This window comes from Cohnella endophytica, from assembly GCF_003628305.1.
GTDB classification, from domain to species: domain Bacteria; phylum Bacillota; class Bacilli; order Paenibacillales; family Paenibacillaceae; genus Cohnella; species Cohnella endophytica.
This window is the reverse complement of record NZ_RBZM01000014.1, coordinates 37,987-64,574: the sequence shown is the minus strand read 5'-3', so window position 1 is coordinate 64,574 and position 26,588 is coordinate 37,987. Positions and strand designations below refer to the sequence as shown.

Here is a 26,588-nt window from a genome sequence, read left to right as displayed (position 1 = left end):
AGGGTTTTTGTGTTAGTATCGCTGGCACAAAGCTTCGGTCATCAGGTACGAGATGGTCGCTTCCGCGCCGCAATTGATGTTAGGGCCGCATTTCGTCAAGCCGTCGCAACAGCTTCCATCGCGGGGATCGACTACGGAGACGCCCAAGTCGTTGTCCCCGTAATACCAATCAATGCACCTCTCGCGTAAAGAGAAATACAAGTCGGTACTGCCAAGCCCGCTGCCTTGACTCGATCGTCCGTCAAGCGAGCCCGCCGCGCCGATTCTGTCCGAACGAACATCGTAGGCGCCTTGACTTCGTACGCTACCGACTAGGCGTGCCGACTGATCTTGGGAAGCCAGCCCCGTAGCTACGCGAGCTTCCTCCAAAGCCAATGCGAGCTTGAATAACTCGAGAGGCTGTTGATCCCAGCGGCTGACGCTTCCATTGTCGGCTGTACACCATCCTTCATTGCCGACCGGTCTAAACCAACCTTCCTCGGAGGTCATGACCTCCAATAAGAACGATAGGCTTTCCAAGCCTATTCTCATCGTTTCCCGATTACGGGTGTAACGGTACGTTCGAAGCATCGCCCAGGGCAGAACGCCATTGCTATAAGTCATCGCCGGTTCGAACCAGCGCCAATCGTCGGAGTAAAAATCGCGAAACGCCCGGTTAAGAAGTTTTTCCAGCCGCGGCAGATGGTGCCTCAGTTCACTCTCGATGTCCGAGGGAATCGAGATACGGCCCGTGTCGGATGCTTCCAGCAAATGCGCGCTTGCCGCCATTGCGAATGCTTGACCTCGCAAAGAGTCGATCTTCACGATCGTGGGAAGGCAGCGTTCGACGATGGCTTTCGCGGTATCGCGTTGGGGGCTTTCAAGTCGAATCCAAGCATCGGCGCACGCCCAGAACGAGCGCCCCTGGCAGTCGTGGGAAATTTCTTCGGGTTCCAACGTTCGATCGTATGCGAAGTTGTTCTTGAACCAGCCATTCTCGTCTTGAGCCCATAACATGAAGGCCAAGTAAATATCGGTCAGACGGTGAAGCTCTTCCCGTTCGTCCTGCTTCCGGTGAACCGAACCGAGGTTGAGCCATTCCGTAGCCGTCCACAGGGCTCTGGCATTGTCGTCGGTCGTATATCCTTCCCGACGTCGCGGTATTCGTCCGAGCGCATGCTCCAATATTCCCGTATCGTCCGTCAGGCGGCGCAGATGGGCGAAGGAGGGCAACATGCGCGTGCGGGGACTGCCCAGATTAACCGACATCGGCGATCTTATCCCTCCGCTCGACAATGACTTTTTCGAATAGCCGCAGGTGTTGCGCCCCTACGTGCGGCCAATGCATCGTACGCCCGATATCCGCCATTACGCTTTCCCATTCGCCGAGCATTCCCGGATAAGTGAATAACTCGATGATCTTAGAGCTCCAAGTTTCGGCTTCGCCGAACGGAAGGAGCATTTCCTCGTGCCCTTGCACGAGATCTCTGGCGTATACGTACGGCGTCGACAAGATCGGACGCCCTAACCCCGCGGCGTATGCGAGCGTGCCGCTCGTAATTTGAGCCATGCCCGGGTATGGCGTGACGTAGAGATCGCAAGCGGAGATAAGAGAAACGAGATTGTCCTCCGGCACGTATCGGTCGATCCATTGGACGTGGTGTTCAAGGCCAAGATCTTGAACGAGCGTTTTGAGCTCATCGCGATATGCTTCACCTTCATGCTTGCGCACCTCGGGATGCGTCTGGCCGGCGATTACGTACAGCAGCTCGGGAACCGCTTGAACCGCGGTCGCCATCGCTTTCAGGATGAGCTCGATTCCTTTGCTGCGGCCGAGCAAACCGAAGGTAAACAGGACCTTGCGCTGCTCCCAACCCATCTCCTTCCGCACATTGGCGCGATCGGTTCGGTTCGGCACAGGCGTCCCGTGCGGAACGAACGTGATTTTCTCCAGCGGAACCTCGAAATTGTCGTGCAAGTAGCCGATTCCTTTGCGGTTCATGACGATCATATGATCGCTCCATTGGGCGATCTGTTTTTGTACTTCCGAATAAGGCGTCACAGGATGCTCGAATACGGTATGGAAGGTCGTGACGACCGGTTTTTTCAATCTTCGCAATAATTCGATGACATAAGATCCTGCTTCTCCGCCGAAAATTCCGAATTCATGCTGCAAGGAAACGATGTCTACCGAGCTTTGGTTGATCAAATCAGCGACTTTGCGGTATTCTTCCGGTTCTTGTTTCATTAACGGGAGCATCCAAGGCTCCTTGTAATCTTCTCGTTCATCCGGATTGCACATCGTAACGACGGCATCCAAAGGCATGTTTCCTTTCGCATGCGCGATCGCTTCGCGCAAATGGTGCGTGTAAGTAGCAAGTCCGCACTTCCTAGGAACGTAAGTACTGATATAGGCGATTTGAGGAAAACGATTATTCATCGGCGTTGCACCTCCAAGTTACGATTACATACGGCTTCGTGCAAAATATGAGGACCTACCTGCATGCCGGAACCGAATATGCAGTCATTGAGTTGGGCGCCTGCCCGCACTTTGCAGCGATCCCACAAAATAGAATTAGCCAAGCGGACCTGATTGCCGATCCGACTGGCTTTGCCTACGACGGCGTAAGGACCGATAATGGCGCGATCGCCGATCGTTACGTCATCCCCGATCATGACGGGAGGAACGAACAGAACGCCCTGGCCTACTCGAACGTTGTCGCCAAGCCAGATACCTTTGCCTTCCATATCCTTACCCTCGATCTTGACGGGGAATCTGCGGTCTAGCAAATCCCAGTGGAGCTGTCGGTAACGCTCTTTCGTGCCCATATCCATCCAGTAACCGCCGATCGGATGACCGTATACGCCGCTACCGTTATCGATCAGAAGCGGGAACGTTTCTTTCTCGATGGAAACCGCTCTTCCGGAAGGGACTAGTTCCAGAGCTCTGCGCTCCATAATGTATATGCCGGCATTGACCCGATTTGACGGTGCTTCTTCTTTTTTCGGTTTTTCGATGAAACGGACGATTCGGCCGTTATCCGTCTGTTCGACGACTCCGTAGTGGGAGGGATCATCCACCTCCGTCAAGCAGATCGTAGCCGCTCCGCCATGGTTCTCGTGGAATCTCAAGGCCGACCTCAAGTCCACTTGATGGATAATATCCGCGTTCACGACGATGAAGCGGTCGCTTAGCAGGTGTTCGGCGTTTTTGATCGCGCCCGCGGTGCCCAGAAGTTCCTTCTCCACGGCATAGTCGATGCGTACGCCGTATTTGGAGCCGTCTCCGAGATGGCTTTCGATGAGCTCGCGGTAATGTTTAACGGCGATGACGAATTCGTTTACGCCCTGATCTTTGTAATGCAACAGCAGGTGTTCTAACCAAGGGCGATTACCCACCAGGGCCATCGGCTTCGGAAGATGTTCCGTCAGTGGACGTAGCCTAGTTCCTAAACCGCCGGCGAGAAATAATGCTTTCATGATAGGATCAACCTCCGTGTGAATTGATGTGTTTCCCCTCAGGGTCAACTGTCTACCATTTAACGCATTCGTTATTCTTTCAATCACCTCCCCCCGCGAAAAAAAACGACGCTTCCCATCGCGCATAAGCGTTAGGGAAGCGTCTGTATCGATTAGAGGTTCGGTTGCGGCAAATAGGCGGCAATGTCTGCGAAGTTCAGTGGATGAGCTTAACCCGATAGTCCGAACAAGCAAGAAAGGTTAGCCTGAATCTAATGCCTACTTTACCTGAAAAAGGAACATGCCGCAACCATTATCCAATTGGCTCGTCCGGCTCGAAGCCTTGCCGGACGGGCTTTATGACTTTGTTCGACGACCGGCGAAGAACGAAATGACGAATAGAACCAAGAAGATGAAAAACAAGATTTTCGCGATGCCTGCAGCTGCGCTTACGAGTCCTCCGAATCCGAATATAGCCGCGACGATGGCGACGACGAAGAAAATCAATGCCCATTGCAACATAGTAACTCCTCCTTTGATGTGGACTCGGGTTAGGAAAGCGTCCCTTGCCGATTCCGTGTTATGGCTAGGTTACCCTCGAGTACCGACGCCGAATCTTCGGCTTGAATTTGTTTCGCCCGGCTATCCGTCGGGGTAACGAATTGATAACTACGCGAGTGAATTGGAGGGGTGTACTTGGCTAACAACGACATTCTAGTTTGGATCGTAGCGGTAGCGGCAACGGCATTCGTAGTGCTTTGCGGATTCCTGATCGCTCTGTTGAGAACGGCGCAACGATCGCTCGGCACGGCGCGGTCCGCGATGCAGGAAGTGAAGGAAACCGTCGAAGGATTGCAAGGGGAAGTGAAGAAGCTCGCGGAAAGCGTCAACGACGTCGCCGACGATCTTCGCGGCAAGCTCAAGTCGACGGACCCTTTATTCGACGCCGTTCAGGACGTAGGAATCGTGCTTAGCGAATTAACGGGAACGGCGCGGGAAGCAGCCAAAGGTTTCGCGCATTCCGTTCGGAAACAAGCGGCTTCGTCGGAAGGACAGCAGCGGATTCCCTCTTGGTTGCAATGGGTTGTTATGGGCTCGCGTGTAGCGACCAGCTTGAAGCAAGGTTGGAATGAAAGGAAGCTGGACTCCAATTAGGAAACGAAGGAGGAATTACGACCATGTTGATTACTTGGCTCTATCTTTTTTCCTCGTTGTTGAACGGCGGGAGCGCGCCTGCCGCGGCGGCTCCGGTAACGCCGCTTCCAATTGCGACAATGCCCGGAGCAAGTCCGGCGGAGTCCGCGACTCCATGGCAGTTGCAAGGAATCCGCTTGGGCGAGACCGCGTCGGATGTGAAAGAAGCATGGGGAACGCCCGCGAATTCGCGGTCCGATTTGCGGAAAGGCTGCGAAACGTGGAACTATAAAGAGGGCACGAACGTCGGCTTATGCGAGGGATCCGTTGCTAATTACATCGCGGAAGACGGATGGGGCATCGTCGGCGATAACGGAGAAGCTCTAAAAGTGTTCAAGGATAAACGAGGAAACGCGGTCTCGCTAGATTTATTCTTTGCCCCATGCGGAATCTGATGTTTCATCCTAGGGATAATGGTTTAATAGAAATCAGAGACGACAACAGAGGAGGAGAGAAACCATGAAAGCTTATGCGAAATTGGTTAACAACGGACTTGAAGCATTCGACGTCGTGAACGATTTGCATCGCCAAGGTTACACGCAGAAGGAAATTTACGTATTGGCTCACGAGCGGGACCGGACGGATCGTCTAGCCGAGGTCGCGGACGCGAATACGGTAGGCGTGCAAGAGGAAGGCATGTTCGATACGGTAGCCAATCTATTTCGCAAACGCGGGGACGCGCTTCGGAATAAGATCGAATCGATGGGGTTCGACTCCTTCGAAGCGAGCATGTACGAGACGGAGCTCGATAACGGCAAAGTGTTGGTAATGGCCCGCCATTAAGGCCTAAGAGCATATGGGAATAAGGAATGAGAGCGGTTCGATCCGCGACTCATTCCTTATTCGCGTTTGCTGTTCGACTGGACATATACGATAGATCCGAGGAGACAAGATAAAGATGGCTATTCTGATCGTGGACGATAACGCAACGAATGTAATGGTAATTCAAGAGATGCTGAGAAGAGCCGGGTACGAGCAATTAAAGATCGCCTACTCCGCGGAAGAAATGTTCGGTATTCTCGGCAATCCCGTCGCCGCGGACGGAATCCCGTGCCCGCAGATCGATTTGATTTTATTGGATCTCATGATGCCCGCGATGGATGGCATCGAAGCGTGCCGCAGGTTGCAGGCGAACGTTCTGTTCAAAGACATCCCGGTCATTATGGTTACCGCGATCGGGGATTCCCGGAAGCTTGCCGAAGCGCTGGATGCGGGAGCGATCGATTTCGTGACGAAGCCGATCAACAAGACGGAGTTGCTGGCCCGCATCCGTTCCGCGCTGAAGCTGAAGCGGGAGCTCGATTGGCACAAGGAACGGGATTCGAGGATGCGCCAAGAGCTGACGCTAGCCCGTCAAGTTCAGGAATCGGTTCTGCCGGATCAGGTCGTTGACGCGAACATCCGAATTCAGGCGTACTTCCGGGCATCCGAGGAGCTTGCGGGCGATTTGTACGCGTGGCACAAAATAGACGACAATCGCTGGGCGATCGCCGTCATCGACGCCATGGGTCATGGCCTGTCCTCCTCGCTCGTCAGCATGTTCATTGCGTCGATTCTGAAGGAGTCCATGCGGACGCTATGGTCGCCGGTTCGCGTGTTTAACGAGTTGAACCGAAGATTGATGAGCCTTCAATGCGAGAACGAGCTTATCCAATATTACTGCACGGGGATTTACGTGACCCTCGATCTGGAAAGAGGGAAGGCGGAGTACGCGAACGCCGGCCATCCGTCGGGGTTACTATACTCGGACGATGGATTTCCTCCCCGGAAGCTCGAAGTCGGCTCCGCCCCATTAGGTTTGTTCGAGCATTTGGATATCGTGGCGAGCAGTATTTCCATCGCTCCCGGGGATACGCTCTATTTGTACACGGACGGTATTTTGGGTCCTTTTCAAGGCGAAGACGAAGCGCAACTTGAGCAGCTTGGGGAATTTCTTCATCAAGCCAAGAAGGATGAAGAAAGCATCGAGCGTCTTATTACGTGCCAGCCGCTGGACGGCCGTTCGGACGATCGTTGCTTGGTAAGAATACAAGTCATGCCGGGAGGAACGCCGAGTGAAGATTAAAGCGAAGCTGGCGATCGGTTTCTCGCTGCTCTTATTGTTACTGATCGGAATAACCTCCTTCGGCTACCAACGATTGAGTCAGATGAACCACTCCATTAGCCATTTCTACGACAACCGTTTCGAGAAAGTGACGCTTGCGCTGGCGGTACGGGGAGAGGTTAATGCAGCGGCCCGGGTCATGAACGACATGATTCTCGGCGAAGAAGTCAAAACCGATGGCGTACAAGACATCACTACCCGGCTTACGAACGCGGGAGAACAATTCAAGACGCTGTCGACGCTCGAACTCGACAACGCGGAGCAAGTCGAGGTGGCCGATATTAAGCAAACCTCGACGATTTATGGGACGACGTTAAAGGAATTCATCGGTTTAATCAACGGGAATAAAATAGACGAAGCGCGCAGTCTCTATACCAAAAGCCTTAGAGACCAACAACGGAAAGTCATAGACTCGTTGGACCAGCTGGTTAAGTTGCAAGAGGACGCAATGAAAGTCGAGATGAAAGATTCCAGGGAGCTTTACTCGCGGTCCGTGAGAATGGTCGCTATTATTATCGTATTCGGACTGCTAATGGGAACGGGAATCGTATTCTGGGTTTTCCCGAGCATCACGAGTGGCCTGAACATGCTAGGAGGAATGGCCGATCGGTTCGCGAAGGGAAAGCTCCGAAGCTTTAATAGGGTCGAAATCAAATCCAAAGACGAATTGGGCGAATTAGCGCATTTATTTAAACGAATCGCTCTCGATCTTCATAACAAGAACGAGAGAGAAGCCCTGCTCTCCGGCGCTCAGCAGAGACAAGCCCGCATGAACGCTCAAATCGCTAGAGTAACCGAACTTTTGCATGCGGGCTCGGACGCGAAGGCGGCTGCCCAATTGTTCATATCCGAGTTCGCTCCCGTCCTGGGCGCGAACTACGGAGTGATTTATTTGGACAATCCGTTAGCTTTCGGCGGGCTTTTGGAGTTATCCGGGTCCTACGCGATATCGGGGGATACCGGGGAAGACGGTTCGGCGAGCGTGCCCGAAGCGATACGGCCGGGAGAAGGACTAGCGGGTCAATGTTTCAAGGACGGCAAGACGATCGTTCTCGACGGGATGCCAAGCGGGTACGTGAAAGTCGGCTCCGCCTTAGGCGAGACGGAAGCGAAGTCGCTGATCGTGCATCCGATTCTGAACGATCATAGGCCGATCGGCGTAATCGAAGTAGCGTCCGTCTCGGGATTCGATTCGGAGAACAGGGAATTGCTCGTTTCGTTGTGCGACAAGCTGGGCACGATTCTGAACAATATCACTTCCCGCCGCAGGGTGGAGGAATTGTTGCGCGAATCCCAGGCGATGACGGAGGAACTCCAAGTCCAATCCGAAGAACTCGTCAGTCAGCAGGAAGAGCTCCGAGGCACGAACGACAAGCTGGAGCTCCAACAGAGGGACTTGAAGAAGTCGGAGCTCCGCCTGCAGCAACAGCAAGAAGAGCTGGAGCATACGAATCAGGAATTGACGGTTAAGGCTCTCGATCTCGAACAGCATATCCGGCGCGTAGAACTTCAGAATCGCCAGATCGCGCAAGCCAATTCCGAGCTGGAGAGGCAAGCCTTGCAACTCGCGTTGGCAAGCAAATACAAATCGGAGTTTCTCGCCAATATGTCCCACGAATTAAGGACTCCGCTTAACAGCTTGCTCATCTTGTCCGAATTCCTTGCGGAAAACAAGGAAGGAAACCTGACGGATAAGCAGCGCGAATATATGCGCACGATCCATCTCTCCGGAAACGATTTACTGAAAATGATCGACGAGATTCTGGATCTGTCCAAGGTTGACGCGGGTAAAATGGACATTCATCCGGAATGGATGGTGCTAGACGATATTTCGACGTTCCTAAGCAGCCAATTCGGACCGATGGCGGAATCCAAAAATCTCGGGGTCGCTTTCGAAAAAGAGGATGACATTCCGCAAGCAATTTGGACGGATGGGCATCGGATCAAACAAATCATGCGCAATTTATTGTCCAACGCGATTAAGTTCACGGAAAGCGGTAAAGTTGTCGTACACGTTCGCATTCCGAACGAGGAAGAGCTCGACACGGATAGAAGGAAGCCGGGGATCACGTACGTCGCCTTGTCCGTATCGGATACGGGCATCGGAATCCCCGAAGAGAAGCGGGAATTGATCTTCGAAGCGTTCCGCCAAGCGGATGGTACCACGAGCCGGAAGTACGGAGGCACGGGACTCGGTTTGACGATCAGCCGCGAACTTGCCCACTTGCTTGAAGGATGGATACATCTTGAAGCGAGGAATGGAGGAGGAAGTACGTTTACGCTCATCATTCCTGAGCGTCTTACCTTGGTCCATGCTTCAGAGGAAGAACAAGAGGGGCATGCCGCCGGGTATGCCGCGGTCGCCTCGGAAATGAGGTTTTCCGGACAAATAGGATCGGAAATGCGATTGCAGCCGGCAAAACAGCTGGAAGACGATCGAAATTCGTTATCCGGGGAAGACCGAGTGTTATTGATCGTGGAAGACGATATTAACTTCGCGAACGTCCTTATCGAGATGGCTCGCTCGAGAGGCTTCAAAGCGATCGTTGCTCTCCGGGGAGACGAGGGTTTGGAAATGGCACGGAAGTACGGTCCGGATGCGATTATTCTCGACATTCAATTGCCGGTTACGGATGGGTGGTCGATCCTTAACGAATTGAAGAGCGATCCGCAGATGCGCCATATTCCCGTTCACGTCGTTTCGGTTACGGAGTATTCCCAGCAAGGATTGCGCATGGGGGCGATCGATCATTTGCAGAAGCCGGCGAACGGGGAACAATTGGACAGGGTATTCGTCAATATCGCGAAAGTACTGGATAGAAAACCGAAACGGTTGTTGCTTGTCGAGCACGACGATGAACTGCGCGACGCTTTGACGGAGTTGATCGTTCATGACGACGTCGATGTCTCGGCCGTTCCGGACGCATCTACCGCATGGGATCGGTTAAACGATGAAACATACGATTGCATCGTGCTGGATTCCGGCCTGCCCGCCGACGAAGCCGTCGAACTGCTTGCCCGAATTCACCGTATCGAATCCTTGCGGAGCATTCCGGTTATCGTATATGGCGACGGAGAAGAAGACGATCGGACGATTAGAAGGATGCGCGCCTTGTCCGAATCGATCGTACTGAAGGACGTCAAATCGCCCGAAAGATTGCTGGAGGAAACGACGTTGTTCCTGCATCGTCTAGAGTCCGGTCTTCCGGATGATAAGCGCAATCTGCTGAACAATTTGAATAAAGGACAGTCGACGTTCGATAACAAAAGAATTTTGCTCGTAGACGACGACGTCCGTAACGTGTTCGCACTGACTAGCGTGCTGGAGCATCGGAATATGAAGGTCGTCAACGCGGAGAACGGAGTCGAAGCGTTGAACAAGCTGGAGGAGGATTCGGAGTTCGATCTGATTCTTATGGATATTATGATGCCGGAGATGGACGGTTATGAAGCGATTACGCGGATTCGGCAGCATCCCGAGTGGAGCAGGCTCCCGATTATCGCCTTAACGGCGAAAGCGATGAAGGACGACCGGAATAAATGCATCGAAGCCGGGGCGTCCGATTATATTACGAAACCGGTGAACACGGAGCAACTTTTATCGTTAATGAGGGTGTGGCTGCATCGATGAGTTTACAACAGGCTACGGACGGCGACCTGGAGAAAATAGAGATCGCTTTGCTGCTGGAAGGCATCTTTCGCAGATACGGTTACGATTTCCGCAATTATTCTTATGCATCGGTACGCCGCCGAATCTGGCATCGTATTCATCTTGAAGGCCTGAACAACGTTTCTTCCCTTCAAGAGCGGGTCCTTCATCAGCCGGAAGCGTTTGGACGATTGTTGGGAGACATGGTCATTCCCGTAACGGAGATGTTTCGGGATCCGGCCATGTTCCGAGCTTTCCGCGAAGACGTCGTCCCCCTCCTAAGGCAGCTTCCCAACTTGCGCATCTGGCACGCAGGCTGCTCGACAGGCGAGGAAGTTCACGCTGTGGCCATTATTTTGCATGAAGAAGGCTTGCTGGACAAGACTCGGATCTATGCGACCGACATTAACGAAAGCGCGCTGCAGCAGGCCAAGGACGGAATTATTCCGATCGAACGGATGAAGCAATACACGAAAAATTACCATGCCGCCGGAGGCATTCAGTCGTTCTCGGATTATTACGACTCCGATCATGGCGTCGTCATTCTGAAGCCGTACCTACGGAATAACGTCGTGTTCGCCCGCCACAATCTCGTGACCGACAGATCCTTTAACGAATTTCACGTCATTTTGTGCCGCAACGTCATGATCTATTTCAATTCGCAGCTGCGGGATCAAGTGCACCGTTTGTTCTACGAGAGCTTGGCGAATGAAGGGTTTCTCGTCGTGGGAGATAAGGAATCGATCGCGTTCACGCCGAAGGCGGACAAATACGACACTTGGAACGAGCAGTACCGATTGTATCGGAAAATGCGTTAACTAGGTTAGGAGGAGGCCGTAGTGCCTGATTTAAAACCCGTTTCGCTGCTTATCGTGGATGATCACCCGGACAATTTGCTCGCGCTGGAAGCGACTTTGGCCGGGGAAGGTTATCGCTTGGTCAGGGCGGAATCCGGAGAAGAAGCTTTGCGCCATTTACTGCGCGAAGATTTCGCGGTTATCGTATTGGACGTGCAAATGCCGGGAATGGACGGTTTCGAGACCGCTCGGCTCATCAAGGCAAGAGATAGAACCAAAGATACGCCCATCTTGTTCATCTCCGCGAACAACCGCGAAGCCGTCGATCAGTTCGAGGGGTATTCGGCCGGAGCGATCGATTATTTAATCAAACCGGTTACGGCGTCCATCGTCAAAGCGAAAATAGCCGGCTTCGTTCGGTTGTACCAGAACAACCGGGAGCTGGAGGCAAAGCGGAACGAGCTATACCGACAGAAGGAGGAATTGGAGTCGGTCAACGCGGAACTGTTGCGAGTGACCTACGAGCTCTCCACGGAGGAAGCCAAATCCAGGATGATCTTCGACACTTCGATAGACGGCATGTTTACTTTCGACATTAACGGTACGATTCGATCGGTTAACCCCGCCTTGGAAAGACTGTTCGGTTATGCCGCCGAAGAACTGATCGGCCTCTCCGCCGGGGAATTGCTCCCGAGTCTGGAGGAGATGAAACGGGCGGAAACGACGGGGCTTAACGAAGATCGAGATCCCGTTCGTTATTTGACGGGGTTGGTAAGCGAGAGGGTCGCCGTTCGCAAGAGCGGGGTCGCCTTCGAAGCCGAGATTCAGCTCGGGCAAGCCTTAATTAACCGCGAACGCTTATTTGCCTGTACGGTCCGCGATATTACGGAACGTAAGGGGACGTTGCGCCAACTGACAGAAGCCAAGAACGCGGCAGAACGGGCTTCCAGCGCCAAGAGCGAGTTTCTGGCCGTCATCAGCCACGAAATTCGAACTCCGATGAACGGGCTGATCGGAGTGAGTGAGTTGCTTCTGGAATCGTCCGTAACGGAGGAAGGCAAAGGGTTCCCCCCAAGCGATTAAGGACAATGCCGAACGATTGCTTGCGATCATGAACGATATCCTGGAATTCACCCGGTTGGAATCGGGCAAGCAAGAGACGGATGAACAGCCTTTCTCGGTAAAGGAGACGATCGCTTACGCAATGTCCGGCTACAAAAAAATAGCGGCGGAGAAGAAGCTGGCATTTTCCTGTCACATCGACAACGGGGTTCCGAATTACGTCTTGGGCGATCCTCATTTGTACGGGAAGATGCTCGTTAGATTGATCGACAACGCGATCAAGTTCACGTCGAACGGCCAAGTCGACATTTTCGTAAAGACGGTCGGAGAGCAAGCGTCTTCGAACGGCGCTATCTTATTGGAAACTTCGGTAAAGGATACGGGAATCGGCATTCATGAGCTTAAGAAAGAGCTGTTGTTCCTGCCCTTCTCCCAATTGGATACTTCGTATAGTCGCAATTATGACGGGTTAGGGATGGGGTTAGCTATCGCGCAAGCGATTGCGAAAGCATTGGGAGGATATATCCGTCTAGCCGACAACGATGGAGCAGGAGCGAATTTCGTGGCGCTTATCGAGGTCCAACCGTTCGAAGTACCGCAAGATCAACCGGCGATCGTATTATCGTAGTTCCGCTAGGTTCAAAGCGTCTCCATCGGGGTATACCATTGGAGTAAGCCTATTCGGGCTATCTGCGAAAGGAGGTCGTGATATGGCAATGAAGATCGGCATTTTCGACAAAGAAGAGAACGTGCTAGACGCGATCCGGTTGTTGCGGGAAGCGGGCGCCGAGGAAGAAGATATCCGGGTTATCGTGAACAATCGGGAAGGTGCTCCCCAATTGTCGTCTCAAGACGATATCCGTATGGAGGAGCTGTACGAAATCCAGCAAGCCCGGAGTCGCGAAGCGGACGGAGATCGATCGGTCATTGTTACGCCGTCGGTGGTCGGCTACCCGGTCGGCACATCGCCTCTCGGATCGGGGGGGCTGGTAGGCGTCGTCGTGAACGGCGATTCCGTGTACGACGGACCCGACAGCTCCGATGTTCTTCGCGATATGGGCATTCCCCGCAATGCGGCCGAACGTTGCGCTCGGGCGATCGAGAAGGGACGTTACGTGCTAGTAGCGGACACGGAGTCGGACATTCGCGCGGAATCCTTGCTTGATCATGCGGGAGCGGGAGAAGTCGTAACTTAAACCATAAGGAAATCGAAGAGCTACCGAACCTTGCCCGGGTTTGGCTGCTCTTTTTTTCAAGGGGCTTATCTATGATGAACTTGCGCCGGAACCCGGGATGACGACATGGCGGTCGGGACGAACGATCGAGGCGATCGGGTTGTCGATGCCTAGCAGACGGTCGCGAATGATCTCAGCTCCCAGCATGCTATAGATCGTACCGTTCCCGCCGTAACCGAGTAGGTAGTGCTGCCCGGGCCGATCCGGATCCTCTCCGATCCATGGCAAGCCGTCCTCGGATTCCCCGAAGGTGGCGCACCATTCGTAGCGGATCCGGGGCTCGTAATTCGGAAACAGCAGCTTCAGCTCGGAGAGAAGCCTTAAAGAGTGCGCCAGTAAATCCCGTTCCGTCAATATCGGCTGACGGACGTTCTCGTCCAGTCCGCCTACGACGATCCGATCGTCCGTTGTCGTTCTTGCGTATAGATAGGGCCTCGCGGTTTCCCAGAGCATGAAACGTTCATGCCAGTCGGCTAAGCTAGGGATCGAATCCGTAACGATAGCGTACGAGCGATTCAGCTTGGCTTTGACCCAACGACCGCCGGCTTGCTCTGGGGCATATCCTACGGCATAGATGACATGCTCGGCGTGGATGTCGCCACCGGTCGTTCTTACTACGTATCCCGATTGCGCAGGTTCAACGGAGAGCATTAACGTATTTTCGTGTATAGAGAGCCCGCGGGCGTATGCCTCGTCCGCGAGCGAATGGACGAACAGAAACGGGTTAACCTCCGCGTCTCCGTTCGTGACGATGGCCGCGGATTTCCGGAAGGGGAAGCTGGAAATGATTTTATCTTCGTCCCACCATTCCGCGCCGAAGCCATGCTTATTCAGAATCTCGTATTCTTTGCGAAGGGCGGGGACGTCCTTGGGCGTGGAGGCGTAATATAAGCTGCTGCGTTTTTTGAACTGCACGTCGCGGGGCAATCTTTCGGCAATGACGTGCAATCGTTCGGAAGCATGTCCGCAAGCCTTGTAGAAGGTCACGGCCTTTTCTTCTCCAATCGTCTCCGCGAATTCGCTGAGCATCGTATCGTTCGAATACTGCAGAAGTCCGGTGTTGGATGACGTACTGCCTGCAGCGATATATCCTTGCTCGATTAATACGGCATCGATTCCGCTGCCGGCGAGCGCGTAACCGCAAGTAATGCCGGACATTCCGCCTCCGATGATGACCGCGCGGGTTCTTTTGGCCGAGTCGAGCGCAGGGTAGCGTCTCGGTCGCGGGTGCGTGGTAGGCCAGAACAAATGTCCAAAATGCAAGCTCATCGGTCGCCGTTCCTCCCTATCTGCGAATAAGAAAGCTCCCAGGAGCGTTACTGGAAGCTTTCCGTTTAGCGTCTTTCTTCAAAGCTGGACTCCGCGTCCACATGGACAACGAAGCCGGTTCGGGTTACCTTAACCAAGGGAACACATACCGGACGATGAAATATAGGATTCCGAAAAAAATGATGAGGTATGCGGCGTACTTGATTAACGTAGATAAGACGAGGCTGGAATCGGATTTATGCTCTACGTGGCGTTCTTCGATATCGACGTTACGTTCCGTCATGGCAAAGCTCCTCTCCGCGTTCTCCGCTATAATGTACGGTCCCGTTATGAATCCGGGAGCTCGACACCAACGATTACCACTAGTCCATGAAGATGAAACTTCGGACCGGTTTCGGAAGCTTTTGTTTCATTACGGGGGAAATCGGGTTATAACAAGATTAGAATGCCGTTGTTAGGTTAAGGGTTCTTATAACGGCAAATCACTGTATTGTCGAGATGAGGGGAGATAACGATGGTGACGAATAAATTTACGCTCCGCACGGAGAATCGGGAAGGTCAGACGATCGTATACGTCGGCGGCGAATTCGACTTGGAGGTCGCCACGCAGATGCGCGCGGCCATGGAGCCATTAATCGAGCTTGCGGACCGGAGACTCACGATTAACTTGCAGGACCTCAAATATATCGATAGCACGGGCATCGGAATATTGATTTCCGTCTTAAAGGCGCGGCATGCGCGGAAAGCGCCCTTTGACGTCGAGCATGTGCCTTCCCACATACGCAAGCTTTTCGACATGACGGGAATTACCCCGTTTCTGGCTAAAGCGGAATAATCGAACAAGGAGAGGAATGAGGAACAATCCCATGACAAAAGAAAGAAGCGTAAAGCTAACCGTTCCCGCGTTGCCGGAATACGTCGACCTAGTCCGTCTTACCCTGTACGGCGTCGCGAGTAAAATGAAGTTTACCTTCGAGGAAATCGAGGATATGAAGGTTGCGATATCGGAAGCCTGCAATAACGCGGTATTGCACGCTTACGGCGGCGAAGAAGGCAAGATCGAAATCGAATTCGCGGTTAACGACGACGAGCTGTCGATAACGGTGCGCGATTTTGGACGCAGCTTCACGATCGAGGAGAATAAAGCATCCCCTTCGTTGCACGGCAAATCCATTGACGAAATCCAGTCGGGCGGATTGGGTCTATATCTCATGCAGGCGCTGATGGACCGGGTGGAAGTGCGCCATGAAGGCGGCACCTCGGTCTTATTAACGAAGAAACGGATGAAATCCGAAGAGACGGCATGAGCCTAACCCAATCCGCGCGTCAGCCCGACGACGCGATTGCGATGCTTCTGGAATACCAGAAGACGCTCTGCAACGATCTGGCCGATCGCCTAATTCGCAATTACGAGCCGATGGTGAAGATGGCCGCCAACAAAATGTCTCGTAATCGCCCGGATTTGTACGACGACCTGTTTCAAGTCGGACAGATGTCTCTCTTCCGGTTGCTTAAGCAATTCGACCCCGAGCTGGGGATGCCATTCGAGCCTTACGCCATGAAAAGCATGATCGGCCATATGAAAAATTACTTAAGGGACAAATCGTGGTATATCCAAGTGCCGCGAAGAATCAAGGAGAAAGGCCTTGTCGTCCAGCATGCCATCGACGAGCTTATGAGCAAGCTGGAGCGGTCTCCGAACGTGGATGAGATCGCGGAGTTTCTCGGTCTGGACGCCGAGGAGACATTGGAAATTCTCGCCGGACGGGACTTGTACCACTACGTATCCTTGGATACCCCGATCTCGGACGATGACAATACGGCCGTTCTCGGCGAGCTTATCGGGGCTTCCTCGGACGACTTCGCGACGTTGGAGCGGAAGCTGGACCTTCAGGAAGCAATGGAGCAACTGAAGCCGGAAGAACGGCAAGTCCTTATGCTCGTATTCGAGAGCGGCTTGTCCCAACGATCGATCGCCGAGCAGTTAGGCGTTTCCCAGATGAGCATTTCCAGGATTCAGAAGCGCGCCATCGACAAGCTCAAACACTTGATCGAGAAAGCGGAAGAAGATTAATTTCACGCAATCTGGCCGCCGTTTCATTTCTCCTTTGGGCGTTTAATAACTCTTACGGAAGAGTAATGATTCCGCAAAGGAGTTGGATATGATGACGGTTAAATATCAGATCCCATGCTCGGAAAGCGATATTTACGTATTGGAAAAAGAAAACGCGTTCCATGTAACGATCGGATCCAAAGTCAATCCCTTGAGCTTCGGAAACAAGCTTGCCGAATTCGTCTCGTTAGGCCGGGCGGTAGACGCGGCCGAACAATTCTGCAAGCTCTATACGCTCATCAAGGAATACGGTTACCATCTGGAGAGCGATAACTTCCGCAAGGAAGGAATGGAAAACTTATCCGTTCCGGAGTTGCTGGAGATGGAGCTCACGTTGGAAGCGATGAGAGAACTGTTGGAAAGAAAAGCTGCGGTCAAAGAAGCTTGATTAACTAGAATGACAATCCCAGGAAGCCGGTGCCGCTCTACAGGCATCGGCTTTTCTTTGCCGCGGCGACATGACTTTCATGTTTGCGGCCGCTTGCTTCGCCGAAGTAAAGTTCTGCCAGAGCACTAATTGCCTCGTGGTCACTCGATCCGCCGAAGTAAGGTTCTGTCAGACCACTAACTGTCTCGTGCTCACTCGATTCGCCGAAATAAGGTTCTGCCAGACCCCTAACTGTCTCGTGGTTACTCGATTCGCCGAAATAAGGTTCTGCCAGAGCACTAATTGCCTCGTGGTCACTCGATTCGCCGAAGTAAGGTTCTGCCAGAGCACTAATTGTCTCGTAGTCACTCGATTCGCCGCAGTAAGGTTCTGCTAGACCACTAATTGTCTCGCAGTCCCTTGACTCTTCGAAGTAAGGTTCTGCCGGACCCCTAACTGTCTCGCAGTCGCATGATTCGTCGAAGTAATGTCCTGCCGGACCCCTAACTGTCTCGCAGTCGCATAATTCGTCGAAGTAATGTCCTACCAGGCCGCTAACCATAATAATGTTCCCACTTATGAGCAATAGCGGAACGCGTTCCGTTATTGGGTGCACTGAAGCTCATTTGGTGGAAGTAGCGGAATATAGATCCGTTAATGTGTGTTTGAGAGTCAGAGTATGAGCAATAGCGGAACGCACATCCGCTATCGGGTTCATTGAAGCTTATTTGGTGGAAGTAGCGGAACCTAGTTCCGTTAATGTGTCTTTATGAGTCAGAGTATGAGCGATAGCGGAACGCATTTCCGCTATTGAGCGCATTGAAGTTCATTTGGTGGAAGTAGCGGAATATAGATCCGTTAATGTGTGTTTGAGAGTCAGAGTATGAGCATTAGCGGAACGCACGTCCGCTATTGAACGCATTGAAGCGCATTGGGTGAAGCAGCGGAACATAATTCCGCTTTTGAACGTCTATAAGTCCGGAATGCTGAAATAACGAACCTCCGATAGCAGCCTAGACCGTAATGAAACTCGCTCACGGAGGCCTAAACGGGCGAACGGGAGAGAATATCACCAAGCCGGCACGCCAAAAAAGCGGAACGGAAGTTTCCTCCCGTTCCGCCCGCCGCCCGTATATTTCAAGTTAGCCGATGCTGAATCGGATCATCCACGAGCCCTTCCTCAGACAGCTGCTGCTCGGTTTTCATGCGCTGCATGTCCTGAGCAAGTCGCTTCATATCGGCGAAATCCTGTACCATCGAGCCGTTCCTGGCCGTCTCGACCGGACGGCTCTCGACAGGTCCCGAAGGCCTTCGGTCCCCTCGGTCAGGAGAATAAGTTTGCTTTCCGGAAAGACTGGCGACGCGAAGCCGAAGCGCGTGCCAGCGTTCGAGGGCGGCGGCTTGAATCGTCTCGGGAACATCCGTGTCGCTAATGCCTTCGAAGAATGCCGTTTCGCCGTATAAGGCAATCGTACCGTCCTGCTCTTCGTAAGGCAATTGGAATACATACACCCCCGACGGGGTATCAAGCTCCATCCGGTAAGTGGATTGATGAACGAAATCGCGAACGAAGCCAGCTTGGGATAAGGACTCCTTAATTTTCAAGGCGGAACCGGCAATTAACATGAAGGATTTCGGTTTCATGTTCATTTCTCCCTTCTTCGCCAACATAGCCGACAAGCGGTGCTTGAGGCACCGCGTCGGCTAGGAATGGACATTTAGTTCGCCTTCGTATCGGAGATTCTGTCGTCTTTCCAAGATTGGGCTTCGTCTTTGGCCGCGGATACCGCGGAACGCGTCTTATCGACGATATTCGAAGCTTGATGACCGACTTGCTTGGCGATCTCTTGCGTTTTCTGGCCTGCATCCGTCAACAATTGCTTCGTACGTTCATGCGCGGAAGAGTAGCGGTCTTTAATGTCGCCGCGTAATTCTCGTCCCGACTTAGGTGCGAGCAATAAGGCGGCGGTAGCTCCGACAACGCCGCCGATCAAAGCGCCTTTTAAAGTGCCTTTAGAGTTTGCCATAAATTATTTCCTCCTTAGGGTTCATTTCAACCTTAGTGACCATTAACCCCCTCACCGCGAGTTGAAACGCGCTCTTTCCAGAGAGTGGCGCTTTGGACTACAATAGGGACAGGAAAACACGCGACGACGAGGCGAAAGAGAGGACAGACATGGAGTTGAATGAAACACCCGCATCCGGTCCGGTAAAATGGGGAACGATATCCGTCCGGAACCGGGAGGATCGGCGGTGGAGACCGCTCGATCTCGTATTGGTTTTATTGCTTACCGTAATTTCAGCCCTCTTGTCCTTCCACGACCTGGGCAATCGCTCGGCTCCGCAGACGTTCTGGATGCCAGGTAAGGCGGGGGATAACTTTACCGTCGATTTCGGGCAAGCCAGACAAGTCGATCGGGTCAATCTCTACGAAGGTCCAGGAGCCACGGGCGATACGATAATCGAATGGTCGAAAGACGGCCAAACTTGGGAAACCTATCTAGAGGTCGAGCATAAGACGAACCGGGTGTTCACCTGGAAATTGGACGAGAAATCGGTTGAAGCAAGATATATGCGGTTCACGACCGTGCGGACGGGCTATCGTCTGTACGAGGCCGCATTTTTCACCAAAGATGTACAAGTGCCTATTCCGGTCGATGACATCCGGTTGGGCGATAATAACGCGTCGACTTCCGAGGGCAGCGGAAACGAGGTATTCGACGAGCAGGAATATGCCCCTTACAGGCCCGATTATCGGAATTCGATGTACTTCGACGAGATTTATCACGGACGCACGGCTTACGAGTTCGTCGAGCTGATCGAGCCTTACGAGAATACGCATCCGCCGTTAGGCAAAGTACTGCTTGCCATCGGGGTTAAAATGTTCGACATGACGCCTTACGGATGGCGGTTCATGGCCGCCGTATTCGGAACGTTGATGGTGCCGGTTTTCTATGCCGCCGCCAAAGGGATGTTCGCCCGGACGAGATACGCGTTTCTCGCAACGGCGCTTCTCGTTCTGGAAGGGTTTCATCTGGTTCATTCCCGTATGGCGAACGTGGACATTATCGGGGTTACTTTTACGATCATTATGTTTTACGCGATGTACCGCTACGGCGAGACGATGTGGCGCAATGGAGGCTTTCGCCGCGGATTGGGTTATCTCGCGTTAAGCGGATTTTTCTTCGGAGCGGCTTCCGCGGTCAAGTGGAATTATATGTACGGAGGCGCGGGACTGGCGATCTTATTCTTCGTCGCTTTGATGCGCCGCTGGCGAGAAGGCCGTCTCGCGGGGGATCGCAAGACAGCCAAACGGTTAATTCTAACCTTTATGGCCAGCGTCATCCTGTTCGTGGCCGTTCCGGTGGCGGTCTATACGGTATCTTACGTGCCTTACTTAAAAGCGACGAAGGCAGACGACAGCTATAAGGATCTGTGGCAATATCAGAAAAACATGTACCACTATCACAAAGGGGTCAAAGAAGCGCATCCGTATGCCTCGAAGTGGTATACTTGGCCTTTGATGATACGGCCGGTGTGGTATTACGGAGGCAAGGACCTTCATAAAGGGGATGCGCAGAGCATCGCCGCGATCGGGAACCCGATTATTTGGTGGGGGGGACTCGCCGCATTGCTCGCGTCCTGGTTGTTGGGAGCCCGCAGGCGGGATCGAATCGTGTTTACGCTCGGAGTGGCGTATCTGTCCTTCTACGTTCCGTGGATGGTCGCGCCGCGAAGCATCACGTTCCTATATCATTATTTTCCGATGGTGCCGTTGCTTATCTTATCGATCGTCTGGATGCTTCGCTGGTTCGAGGAATGCAGCTATTACGGTCGTCGGATTACGTATACTTTCATGATCGTAGTTGCGGGAGTGTTCGTCTGGTTCTATCCGCTTTATACGGGAATGACCATTAGCCGCCAATGGATGGATCTTGCCATGAAGTGGCTGCCAAGTTGGGGTTTTTAGAAAGGGGATTTTCTTGTGGCGAAAGGATGTTTCCTTTCCGTTGTCGTTCCGATGTACAACGAGGAAGAAGTCATCGAAGTAACGTACCGGCGTTTGAAGACGGTATTGGACAGCTTGGGAGAAACTTACGAGATCGTGTTCGTGAATGACGGCAGCCGCGATCGGACGGCGGACATCGTGAGAAATCTATGCGCGACGGACTCAAGCGTGAAATTAGTGGAGTTTTCCCGCAACTTCGGTCACCAGATCGCCGTAACCGCGGGAATGGACCACTCGAGCGGGCGGACCGTCGTGTTGATCGACGCGGACCTTCAAGACCCGCCGGAGCTTATTGCCGATATGGTTGCTCGTTGGCGCGAAGGCTACGACGTCGTATACGGGAAGCGAATCGAACGGAAAGGCGAATCCGCGTTCAAGAAATTGACGGCCGCGATGTTCTATCGGCTCCTCCGTTCTATGACTTCGGTTAACATTCCCGTCGATACGGGAGATTTCCGGCTTATGGACCGCAAAGTATGCGACGCGCTCACTTCGATGAGAGAGCGTAGCCGTTTCATTCGCGGGATGGTCAGTTGGGCCGGCTTCAAGCAAACCTCCGTCGATTACGTGCGCGACGAGCGATTCGCGGGAGAGACTAAGTATCCGCTTCGCAAAATGATCAAGCTATCGCTGGACGCGATGACGTCGTTCTCCACGAAGCCGCTGAAGATCGCGAGCGTACTCGGTTTCGTCTTGTCCGCGATCGGTTTCGTCTATTTGTTCGTCGTGCTTTATCAGCACTTCTTCACCCACTCGACGCAGCAGGGGTGGACCTCGTTGGTCGCGATCAGCTTGCTGTTCCATGGGATCACCTTGTCGTTGCTCGGCGTCCTCGGCGAGTATATCGGCCGAACATACGAAGAGTCGAAAGGACGCCCGCTGTATCTCGTATCGGAAGCGATCAATTTCGCTTCGATCGAGGACGAGCCTTCCAGGGAGCGGGATATCGTCAAAGTCGGCGAAAGGGCATATCGTTAGGCAGCACGTTTCCAATGCGAACATTCGCGCAGAAGACTGACCGATGTTGGGTCGGTCTTTTGTTTGTGTTAGGATAGTATAACGATCATAGAGAATCGAGATGAGAATACGATGACGATACAGGACAAACCTTTGATTATAATGAAACGCGGAGGCTTGACGGAGAACGTTCACCGGGGACGGATTAGCATTGTTTCGGCCGTGGACGGCCAAACGCTGCATGAATGGGGAGATGTCCGTTCGGCAACTTACGTCCGTTCGACCGCCAAACCGATTCAAGCGATCGCTTCTTTGTTGGACGGAGCGGCGGAAGCTTATGGCTACGAAGAAAGAAATTTGGCGCTGATGGCGGCATCCCACCGGGGAAGCAAAGAACAGATCGCTACGTTGGAGAAATTCCTGAGCTTAACGGGGTTGGACGAGGATTTGCTCGCTATACAGCCGACTATGCCGGTCGGCCGTCAAGCCAGGGATGAATATGCGGCCGCGGGAGGGAAACCGCGCAAGTTATTTCATACGTGCGCGGGCAAACATCTCGGCGTTCTCGCTTGGAGCAAGCTCAAGGGCTGGCCGCTTGAAGGCTATATCCATCCCGATCACCCCGCGCAACAAGAGATCGTTCGTCGTTTGAAGCTTTGGACGGGTGCGGAAAGAGAACAAGTAACGATCGGCAAAGACGGTTGCGGATTTCCGGTAGCGGCCATGCCGCTTGGCCGACTGGCGCTCGCTTACGGAAGGCTGGCCAGCCCGGAGCTCGCGAAGGATGGGGCATCGATCGCCGGGGCTATTCGCATAACCGCCGCCATGCATGCCTATCCGGAGCTTGTCGAAGGTCGTTACCGTCTGGCCAGCATCTTGCTGGAAGATCCGAACGTCATCGCGAAGAGCGGCGCCCACGGCGTGTTCGCGTTCGGATTGCGAAAGGAGCGGCTTGGCGTGGCGCTTGCCGTTTCGGACGGCACCGAGATCGCCTGGCCGCATATCGTCAAAACCATCCTCTCGCAACTAGGCGGCATCTCGGAGGACACTCGAAGCAAGCTGGAGTCCGTATTCCCTTCCGAATTCCGGAACGATGCGAAGGAGCTTGCCGGCAGTTGGGAAGCGACGTTCGACTTGACTTAGGGGGATAGGTGCGGCTTTCGGATCGGAGCAGTGCCGACGGATGCTCGATAATCCGTCGGCGCCTGCCCGTACCAGCGGCGGAATTGCTTGGAGAAATATAACGCGTCCTGAAAACCAACGGAGGAGGCGATCTGCTCCACGGTCAATTCCGGTCGCTCGCGCAATAAACGCCGACCGTGGTCGACGCGTTGCCTGGTAAGGAAAGTGACGGGCGAGACCCCCGTGCGCTGCTTGAAGAGTCTGGACAAATACGCGCGATTGTAACCTAACGACTCCGCCATGCCTTCGATCGAGATCGGCTCCGCGTATTGCGTTGATAAATATCCGGCCACTTGGCGCACGAGTTCTTCGCTGTGCGAATCAGGGCGTAGTGCGTCTGTCGTTCCCTCGGCGACGGCTTCTTGCAGTCCCGCGAACAGCAAATGAAGGTGCCCGGTCGCCGCGAGCGACGCGGAGCTTCCGCGCTCGCGGAATGCTTCGTAGACGGAGCGGCAGCGATCTCCGGGCGTGCGACTGGCTCCTGACCGGACGACTGGCCTGGAAGGGCCTATCCCGGCTTCCGCGACGAGAGCTTCCGCCTGCGTGCCCGCGAATGCAACCCATCGGTATCTCCAAGGCTCTGCCTCGTCCGAGACATAATGAAAGAGCTGTCCGGGGTGGATCAGGAAGCTGTCCCCGGCCGTCAGCTCGGCTTCGAAATCCCCCGCGCGAAACACTCCTTTGCCCGATAGCACATGATGAAGCAAGTAATAATCGACGACTTTAGGCCCAATGCGATGCAACGGGTTTGTTTGGCTTTCTCCGGCGAACAGCACGGTGAGCTCCCGGGCAAGAAATCTAACGGGGTTAGACGCGACGCGGTATGTGGGGATTGTGCTCATGCGAAACCACCTTCGTCTGCTTGGATTGAATAGGACTATCATACCATGAAAGGGGTTTGTTTTGGTCTCGGAAAGTCACATTTCTCCATATGTAAAGCATATCCCGCCATTTCTCAAGATGGCCGTATTTCGTTATACTGAATACAAACAACGGTTCCAAGGAGAGAGGATGCTCAAGATGGCACAGCTAACAGAGTTGAAGATGAAGTTCGTTCAGCAGTTCGGGGGCAACGAAACCGAGATTTCGGTATTTCACGCTCCTGGCCGGGTCAATCTGATCGGCGAGCATACGGATTATAACGGCGGCTCCGTTTTCCCGGCCGCGCTTACGTTCGGAACTACGCTGCTCATCGCTCCAAGGAAAGATCGCAAGCTTGGCTTCGCGTCCACGAATTTCCCGGAAGGCAAGGAATCGTCGTTAGAAGACGTCGTTTTCTCGGAAGAGGACGATTGGGCGAATTATCCTAAGGGCGTCGTATGGGAATTGAAGCAACGAGGAATCGACTTAAGCAAAAGCTATAATTTCTTATATCATGGCGAAATCCCGAACGGCGCGGGCTTATCCTCTTCGGCTTCGATCGAGGTCGTAACGGCATATGCCTTGCTGACGCTGGAAGGCAAGTCTACGGATACGGTTCAGATCGCGGTATGGTCGCAGCATGCGGAGAACGAATTCATCGGCGTCAAATGCGGCATCATGGATCAGTTCGCGGTAGCGAACGGCCGCGCGAATCATGCCATTCTGTTGGACTGCGACACGCTCAAGTATGAGCTCGTTCCATTCGAATCGGGAGATTACAAGCTCGTTATCGGCAATACGAACAAGCGCCGCGGGCTCGTGGATTCCAAATACAACGAACGCCGCTCGCAATGCGAGCAAGCCGTTCAGCAATTAAAGCAAGCGTTTCCCGAGCTTACTCTGCTCGGACAATTGACGCTCGCGGAGTACGAAGCGAACGAGCATCTGATTCAAGACGAAACGGTTCGCCGTCGCGCGCGTCACGTCGTGGAGGAAATCGACCGCGTAGCGCGCTCGATGGAAGTACTGAAGGCGAATGATCTGGCCGCGTTCGGCCGATTGATGAACGCTTCTCATGATTCCTTGCGCGATTTGTACGAGGTGACGGGAATCGAGTTGGATACGATGGTAGACGCCGCGCGTTCCGTGCCGGGAGTTCTCGGCTCGCGCATGACGGGCGCAGGCTTCGGGGGTTGTACGGTGTCGTTGGTTCATCAAGATTCCGTCGAACGATTTATTTCCGAAGTGGGCGAGAAATACGAAGCGGCAACCGGACTTAAACCGGCGTTCTATGTATGCGATATCGGCGACGGCGTTCGCGAATTGAAAGAGGAGGCGTAAACGATGGCGGTTCTAGTAACGGGTGGCGCGGGGTATATCGGTTCCCATGCGGTAGCGGCTTTGTTGGAAAAGGGAGAGCAAGTCGTCATCGTCGATAATATGTACCAAGGACACCGGGAAGCGATTCTCGGAGGCAAGTTGTACGAAGGCGATCTGCGCGACCCGGATTTCCTCGCGCGCGTCTTTCAAGAGAACGATATCGATGGCGTCATTCATTTCGCAGCGAATTCGCTAGTGGGCGAGAGCATGAAGGATCCGGGGAAATACTATCACAACAATGTTTACGGAACGTTATGCTTGCTGGAGCAGATGCAGAAGGCGGGCGTTTCCCGCATCGTATTCTCCTCGACTGCGGCGACTTACGGAGAGCCGGAACGGGTTCCGATCGACGAGTACGACCGCACCGTTCCAACGAACGCGTATGGGGAAACGAAGCTTGCGATGGAGAAAATGATCCGTTGGTTCGACACCGCCCACGGCATCAAGTTCATCTCGCTCAGATACTTCAATGCGGCAGGCGCGCATGATTCCGGCCGAATCGGCGAAGATCACAGCCCGGAAACGCATATCGTACCTTTGGTCCTTCAAGTAGCGCTCGGACAAAGGGAATTCATCTCCGTCTTCGGCGACGACTATCCGACGGAAGACGGCACTTGCATACGCGATTATATTCACGTCAGCGACTTGGCGGACGCGCACATTCTCGCGCTTGAGCGGTTGCGCGAAGGCGGAGAAAGCGCGATCTACAATCTCGGAAGCGGCAATGGTTACTCCGTGAAGCAGGTAGTGGACGTTTCCCGCCAAGTGACGGGCCACTCCATTCCCGCGAAGATCGAACCGCGCCGCGCGGGAGATCCGGCGGTGTTGATCGCCTCTTCCGCACGCGCCCGCAACGAACTGGGATGGGCTCCGCGTCGAGAGAAGCTCGAGGACATCATCGGCAGCGCATGGCGTTGGCATCAGCAACATCCGAACGGATACGGGAAGTAATAGTCGGTTTGAGGAGGTAA

27 protein-coding genes are annotated in these 26,588 nt (G+C 53.6%); 18 read left to right on the top strand and 9 right to left on the bottom strand.

Annotation, left to right across the window (positions count from 1 at the left end):
- Positions 1-12: 12 nt before the first annotated feature.
- The 4 genes from D7Z26_RS25220 to D7Z26_RS25205 form a co-directional block, all read right to left on the bottom strand.
- Positions 13-1,248 carry a hypothetical protein gene (locus tag D7Z26_RS25220; protein WP_120979805.1) on the bottom strand — a complete coding sequence of 412 codons (1,236 nt, stop codon included), beginning with the start codon at positions 1,246-1,248 and terminating at the stop codon, positions 13-15.
- A complete protein-coding gene (locus D7Z26_RS25215; protein ID WP_120979804.1) occupies positions 1,238-2,419 on the bottom strand; it encodes a glycosyltransferase family 4 protein in 1,182 nt (393 codons plus the stop codon). The genes D7Z26_RS25220 and D7Z26_RS25215 overlap by 11 nt, the downstream gene beginning before the upstream one ends.
- Positions 2,416-3,459 carry a nucleotidyltransferase family protein gene (locus D7Z26_RS25210; protein ID WP_120979803.1) on the bottom strand — a complete coding sequence of 348 codons (1,044 nt, stop codon included), beginning with the start codon at positions 3,457-3,459 and terminating at the stop codon, positions 2,416-2,418. The genes D7Z26_RS25215 and D7Z26_RS25210 overlap by 4 nt, the downstream gene beginning before the upstream one ends.
- Before the next feature lie 336 nt (positions 3,460-3,795).
- Entirely contained in the window at positions 3,796-3,960 is a 165-nt protein-coding gene (locus tag D7Z26_RS25205; protein WP_120979802.1) for a DUF1328 domain-containing protein, read from the bottom strand.
- Positions 3,961-4,134: 174 nt separating this feature from the next.
- Between D7Z26_RS25205 and D7Z26_RS25200 the strand changes: the two genes are divergently transcribed.
- The 9 genes from D7Z26_RS25200 to D7Z26_RS25160 all read left to right on the top strand — a co-directional run bounded on the left by D7Z26_RS25200 (position 4,135) and on the right by D7Z26_RS25160 (position 13,440).
- Positions 4,135-4,593, top strand: a complete 459-nt coding sequence (locus tag D7Z26_RS25200; protein WP_158602440.1) for a DUF948 domain-containing protein — start codon at positions 4,135-4,137, stop codon at positions 4,591-4,593.
- Positions 4,594-4,616: 23 nt separating this feature from the next.
- A complete protein-coding gene (locus tag D7Z26_RS25195; protein WP_120979800.1) occupies positions 4,617-5,027 on the top strand; it encodes a hypothetical protein in 411 nt (136 codons plus the stop codon).
- A gap of 64 nt (positions 5,028-5,091) precedes the next feature.
- Complete coding sequence (locus D7Z26_RS25190) at positions 5,092-5,415, top strand: general stress protein (protein WP_120979799.1); 324 nt, start codon at positions 5,092-5,094, stop codon at positions 5,413-5,415.
- A gap of 115 nt (positions 5,416-5,530) precedes the next feature.
- Positions 5,531-6,697: a PP2C family protein-serine/threonine phosphatase gene (locus D7Z26_RS25185; RefSeq protein ID WP_120979798.1), complete on the top strand. Its 1,167-nt coding sequence runs from the start codon at positions 5,531-5,533 to the stop codon at positions 6,695-6,697.
- On the top strand, positions 6,687-10,367 hold the full coding sequence (locus D7Z26_RS25180) for a response regulator (protein ID WP_120979797.1): 3,681 nt from the start codon (positions 6,687-6,689) through the stop codon (positions 10,365-10,367). The genes D7Z26_RS25185 and D7Z26_RS25180 overlap by 11 nt, the downstream gene beginning before the upstream one ends.
- Complete coding sequence (locus D7Z26_RS25175) at positions 10,364-11,203, top strand: CheR family methyltransferase (protein WP_120979796.1); 840 nt, start codon at positions 10,364-10,366, stop codon at positions 11,201-11,203. Before D7Z26_RS25180 ends, D7Z26_RS25175 begins: the two co-directional genes overlap by 4 nt.
- A 21-nt stretch (positions 11,204-11,224) precedes the next feature.
- On the top strand, positions 11,225-12,265 hold the full coding sequence (locus tag D7Z26_RS25170) for a response regulator (RefSeq protein WP_120979795.1): 1,041 nt from the start codon (positions 11,225-11,227) through the stop codon (positions 12,263-12,265).
- A gap of 28 nt (positions 12,266-12,293) precedes the next feature.
- Positions 12,294-12,872: an ATP-binding protein gene (locus tag D7Z26_RS25165; RefSeq protein WP_147423902.1), complete on the top strand. Its 579-nt coding sequence runs from the start codon at positions 12,294-12,296 to the stop codon at positions 12,870-12,872.
- 82 nt (positions 12,873-12,954) lie between these two features.
- Positions 12,955-13,440 (top strand): general stress protein, encoded by a 486-nt coding sequence (locus tag D7Z26_RS25160; protein WP_158602439.1) that lies wholly within the window; start codon positions 12,955-12,957, stop codon positions 13,438-13,440.
- A gap of 69 nt (positions 13,441-13,509) precedes the next feature.
- On the opposite strand, the gene D7Z26_RS25155 is transcribed toward D7Z26_RS25160, so the two are convergent.
- A complete protein-coding gene (locus D7Z26_RS25155) occupies positions 13,510-14,748 on the bottom strand; it encodes an NAD(P)/FAD-dependent oxidoreductase (protein ID WP_120979792.1) in 1,239 nt (412 codons plus the stop codon).
- Between the two features lie 124 nt (positions 14,749-14,872).
- On the bottom strand, positions 14,873-15,031 hold the full coding sequence (locus D7Z26_RS27615) for a hypothetical protein (RefSeq protein WP_199731781.1): 159 nt from the start codon (positions 15,029-15,031) through the stop codon (positions 14,873-14,875).
- Between the two features lie 231 nt (positions 15,032-15,262).
- Here D7Z26_RS27615 and D7Z26_RS25150 point away from each other — a divergent pair, with 231 nt between their 5' ends.
- The 4 genes from D7Z26_RS25150 (at position 15,263) to D7Z26_RS25135 (ending at position 17,249) form a co-directional block, all read left to right on the top strand.
- Positions 15,263-15,583 (top strand): STAS domain-containing protein, encoded by a 321-nt coding sequence (locus D7Z26_RS25150; RefSeq protein ID WP_120979791.1) that lies wholly within the window; start codon positions 15,263-15,265, stop codon positions 15,581-15,583.
- 31 nt (positions 15,584-15,614) lie between these two features.
- Positions 15,615-16,055: an anti-sigma B factor RsbW gene (gene rsbW / locus D7Z26_RS25145; RefSeq protein WP_120979790.1), complete on the top strand. Its 441-nt coding sequence runs from the start codon at positions 15,615-15,617 to the stop codon at positions 16,053-16,055.
- Positions 16,052-16,822 carry a sigma-70 family RNA polymerase sigma factor gene (locus D7Z26_RS25140; protein ID WP_120979789.1) on the top strand — a complete coding sequence of 257 codons (771 nt, stop codon included), beginning with the start codon at positions 16,052-16,054 and terminating at the stop codon, positions 16,820-16,822. Before rsbW ends, D7Z26_RS25140 begins: the two co-directional genes overlap by 4 nt.
- A gap of 91 nt (positions 16,823-16,913) precedes the next feature.
- A complete protein-coding gene (locus tag D7Z26_RS25135) occupies positions 16,914-17,249 on the top strand; it encodes a hypothetical protein (RefSeq protein WP_120979788.1) in 336 nt (111 codons plus the stop codon).
- 1,116 nt (positions 17,250-18,365) lie between these two features.
- Here the strand turns inward: D7Z26_RS25135 and D7Z26_RS25125 are convergent.
- Positions 18,366-18,872: a hypothetical protein gene (locus D7Z26_RS25125; RefSeq protein ID WP_120979786.1), complete on the bottom strand. Its 507-nt coding sequence runs from the start codon at positions 18,870-18,872 to the stop codon at positions 18,366-18,368.
- A gap of 74 nt (positions 18,873-18,946) precedes the next feature.
- A complete protein-coding gene (locus tag D7Z26_RS25120) occupies positions 18,947-19,255 on the bottom strand; it encodes a YtxH domain-containing protein (RefSeq protein WP_120979785.1) in 309 nt (102 codons plus the stop codon).
- Between the two features lie 149 nt (positions 19,256-19,404).
- Here D7Z26_RS25120 and D7Z26_RS25115 point away from each other — a divergent pair, with 149 nt between their 5' ends.
- The 3 genes from D7Z26_RS25115 to D7Z26_RS25105 all read left to right on the top strand — a co-directional run bounded on the left by D7Z26_RS25115 (position 19,405) and on the right by D7Z26_RS25105 (position 23,337).
- Entirely contained in the window at positions 19,405-21,198 is a 1,794-nt protein-coding gene (locus tag D7Z26_RS25115; RefSeq protein WP_120979784.1) for a phospholipid carrier-dependent glycosyltransferase, read from the top strand.
- A gap of 15 nt (positions 21,199-21,213) precedes the next feature.
- The gene (locus D7Z26_RS25110) at positions 21,214-22,215 is read left to right on the top strand and encodes a glycosyltransferase family 2 protein (RefSeq protein ID WP_199731780.1); all 1,002 of its coding nucleotides are present in this window, start codon (positions 21,214-21,216) and stop codon (positions 22,213-22,215) included.
- 111 nt (positions 22,216-22,326) lie between these two features.
- Positions 22,327-23,337 carry an asparaginase gene (locus tag D7Z26_RS25105; protein WP_120979783.1) on the top strand — a complete coding sequence of 337 codons (1,011 nt, stop codon included), beginning with the start codon at positions 22,327-22,329 and terminating at the stop codon, positions 23,335-23,337.
- On the opposite strand, the gene D7Z26_RS25100 is transcribed toward D7Z26_RS25105, so the two are convergent.
- On the bottom strand, positions 23,334-24,218 hold the full coding sequence (locus D7Z26_RS25100) for an AraC family transcriptional regulator (protein ID WP_120979782.1): 885 nt from the start codon (positions 24,216-24,218) through the stop codon (positions 23,334-23,336). The genes D7Z26_RS25105 and D7Z26_RS25100 overlap by 4 nt on opposite strands.
- Positions 24,219-24,396: 178 nt before the next feature.
- Between D7Z26_RS25100 and D7Z26_RS25095 the strand changes: the two genes are divergently transcribed.
- Both D7Z26_RS25095 and galE read left to right on the top strand, forming a co-directional pair.
- The gene (locus D7Z26_RS25095; protein WP_120979836.1) at positions 24,397-25,578 is read left to right on the top strand and encodes a galactokinase; all 1,182 of its coding nucleotides are present in this window, start codon (positions 24,397-24,399) and stop codon (positions 25,576-25,578) included.
- Between the two features lie 3 nt (positions 25,579-25,581).
- The gene (galE, locus tag D7Z26_RS25090) at positions 25,582-26,568 is read left to right on the top strand and encodes a UDP-glucose 4-epimerase GalE (RefSeq protein WP_120979781.1); all 987 of its coding nucleotides are present in this window, start codon (positions 25,582-25,584) and stop codon (positions 26,566-26,568) included.
- The last annotated feature ends 20 nt before the right edge of the window (positions 26,569-26,588 follow it).

Coding starts and splice junctions, on each gene's coding strand:
- D7Z26_RS25125 (WP_120979786.1), bottom strand. CDS start 18,872: ATGAAACCGAAATCCTTCATGTTAATTGCCGGTTCCGCCTTGAAAATT.
- D7Z26_RS25205 (WP_120979802.1), bottom strand. CDS start 3,960: ATGTTGCAATGGGCATTGATTTTCTTCGTCGTCGCCATCGTCGCGGCT.
- D7Z26_RS25165 (WP_147423902.1), top strand. CDS start 12,294: ATGAACGATATCCTGGAATTCACCCGGTTGGAATCGGGCAAGCAAGAG.
- D7Z26_RS25105 (WP_120979783.1), top strand. CDS start 22,327: ATGACGATACAGGACAAACCTTTGATTATAATGAAACGCGGAGGCTTG.
- D7Z26_RS25220 (WP_120979805.1), bottom strand. CDS start 1,248: ATGTCGGTTAATCTGGGCAGTCCCCGCACGCGCATGTTGCCCTCCTTC.
- D7Z26_RS25175 (WP_120979796.1), top strand. CDS start 10,364: ATGAGTTTACAACAGGCTACGGACGGCGACCTGGAGAAAATAGAGATC.
- D7Z26_RS25185 (WP_120979798.1), top strand. CDS start 5,531: ATGGCTATTCTGATCGTGGACGATAACGCAACGAATGTAATGGTAATT.
- D7Z26_RS25120 (WP_120979785.1), bottom strand. CDS start 19,255: ATGGCAAACTCTAAAGGCACTTTAAAAGGCGCTTTGATCGGCGGCGTT.
- D7Z26_RS25215 (WP_120979804.1), bottom strand. CDS start 2,419: ATGAATAATCGTTTTCCTCAAATCGCCTATATCAGTACTTACGTTCCT.
- D7Z26_RS25160 (WP_158602439.1), top strand. CDS start 12,955: ATGGCAATGAAGATCGGCATTTTCGACAAAGAAGAGAACGTGCTAGAC.
- rsbW (WP_120979790.1), top strand. CDS start 15,615: ATGACAAAAGAAAGAAGCGTAAAGCTAACCGTTCCCGCGTTGCCGGAA.
- D7Z26_RS25095 (WP_120979836.1), top strand. CDS start 24,397: ATGGCACAGCTAACAGAGTTGAAGATGAAGTTCGTTCAGCAGTTCGGG.
- D7Z26_RS25115 (WP_120979784.1), top strand. CDS start 19,405: ATGGAGTTGAATGAAACACCCGCATCCGGTCCGGTAAAATGGGGAACG.
- D7Z26_RS25195 (WP_120979800.1), top strand. CDS start 4,617: ATGTTGATTACTTGGCTCTATCTTTTTTCCTCGTTGTTGAACGGCGGG.
- D7Z26_RS27615 (WP_199731781.1), bottom strand. CDS start 15,031: ATGACGGAACGTAACGTCGATATCGAAGAACGCCACGTAGAGCATAAA.
- D7Z26_RS25100 (WP_120979782.1), bottom strand. CDS start 24,218: ATGAGCACAATCCCCACATACCGCGTCGCGTCTAACCCCGTTAGATTT.
- D7Z26_RS25140 (WP_120979789.1), top strand. CDS start 16,052: ATGAGCCTAACCCAATCCGCGCGTCAGCCCGACGACGCGATTGCGATG.
- D7Z26_RS25210 (WP_120979803.1), bottom strand. CDS start 3,459: ATGAAAGCATTATTTCTCGCCGGCGGTTTAGGAACTAGGCTACGTCCA.
- D7Z26_RS25190 (WP_120979799.1), top strand. CDS start 5,092: ATGAAAGCTTATGCGAAATTGGTTAACAACGGACTTGAAGCATTCGAC.
- galE (WP_120979781.1), top strand. CDS start 25,582: ATGGCGGTTCTAGTAACGGGTGGCGCGGGGTATATCGGTTCCCATGCG.
- D7Z26_RS25155 (WP_120979792.1), bottom strand. CDS start 14,748: ATGAGCTTGCATTTTGGACATTTGTTCTGGCCTACCACGCACCCGCGA.
- D7Z26_RS25150 (WP_120979791.1), top strand. CDS start 15,263: ATGGTGACGAATAAATTTACGCTCCGCACGGAGAATCGGGAAGGTCAG.
- D7Z26_RS25135 (WP_120979788.1), top strand. CDS start 16,914: ATGACGGTTAAATATCAGATCCCATGCTCGGAAAGCGATATTTACGTA.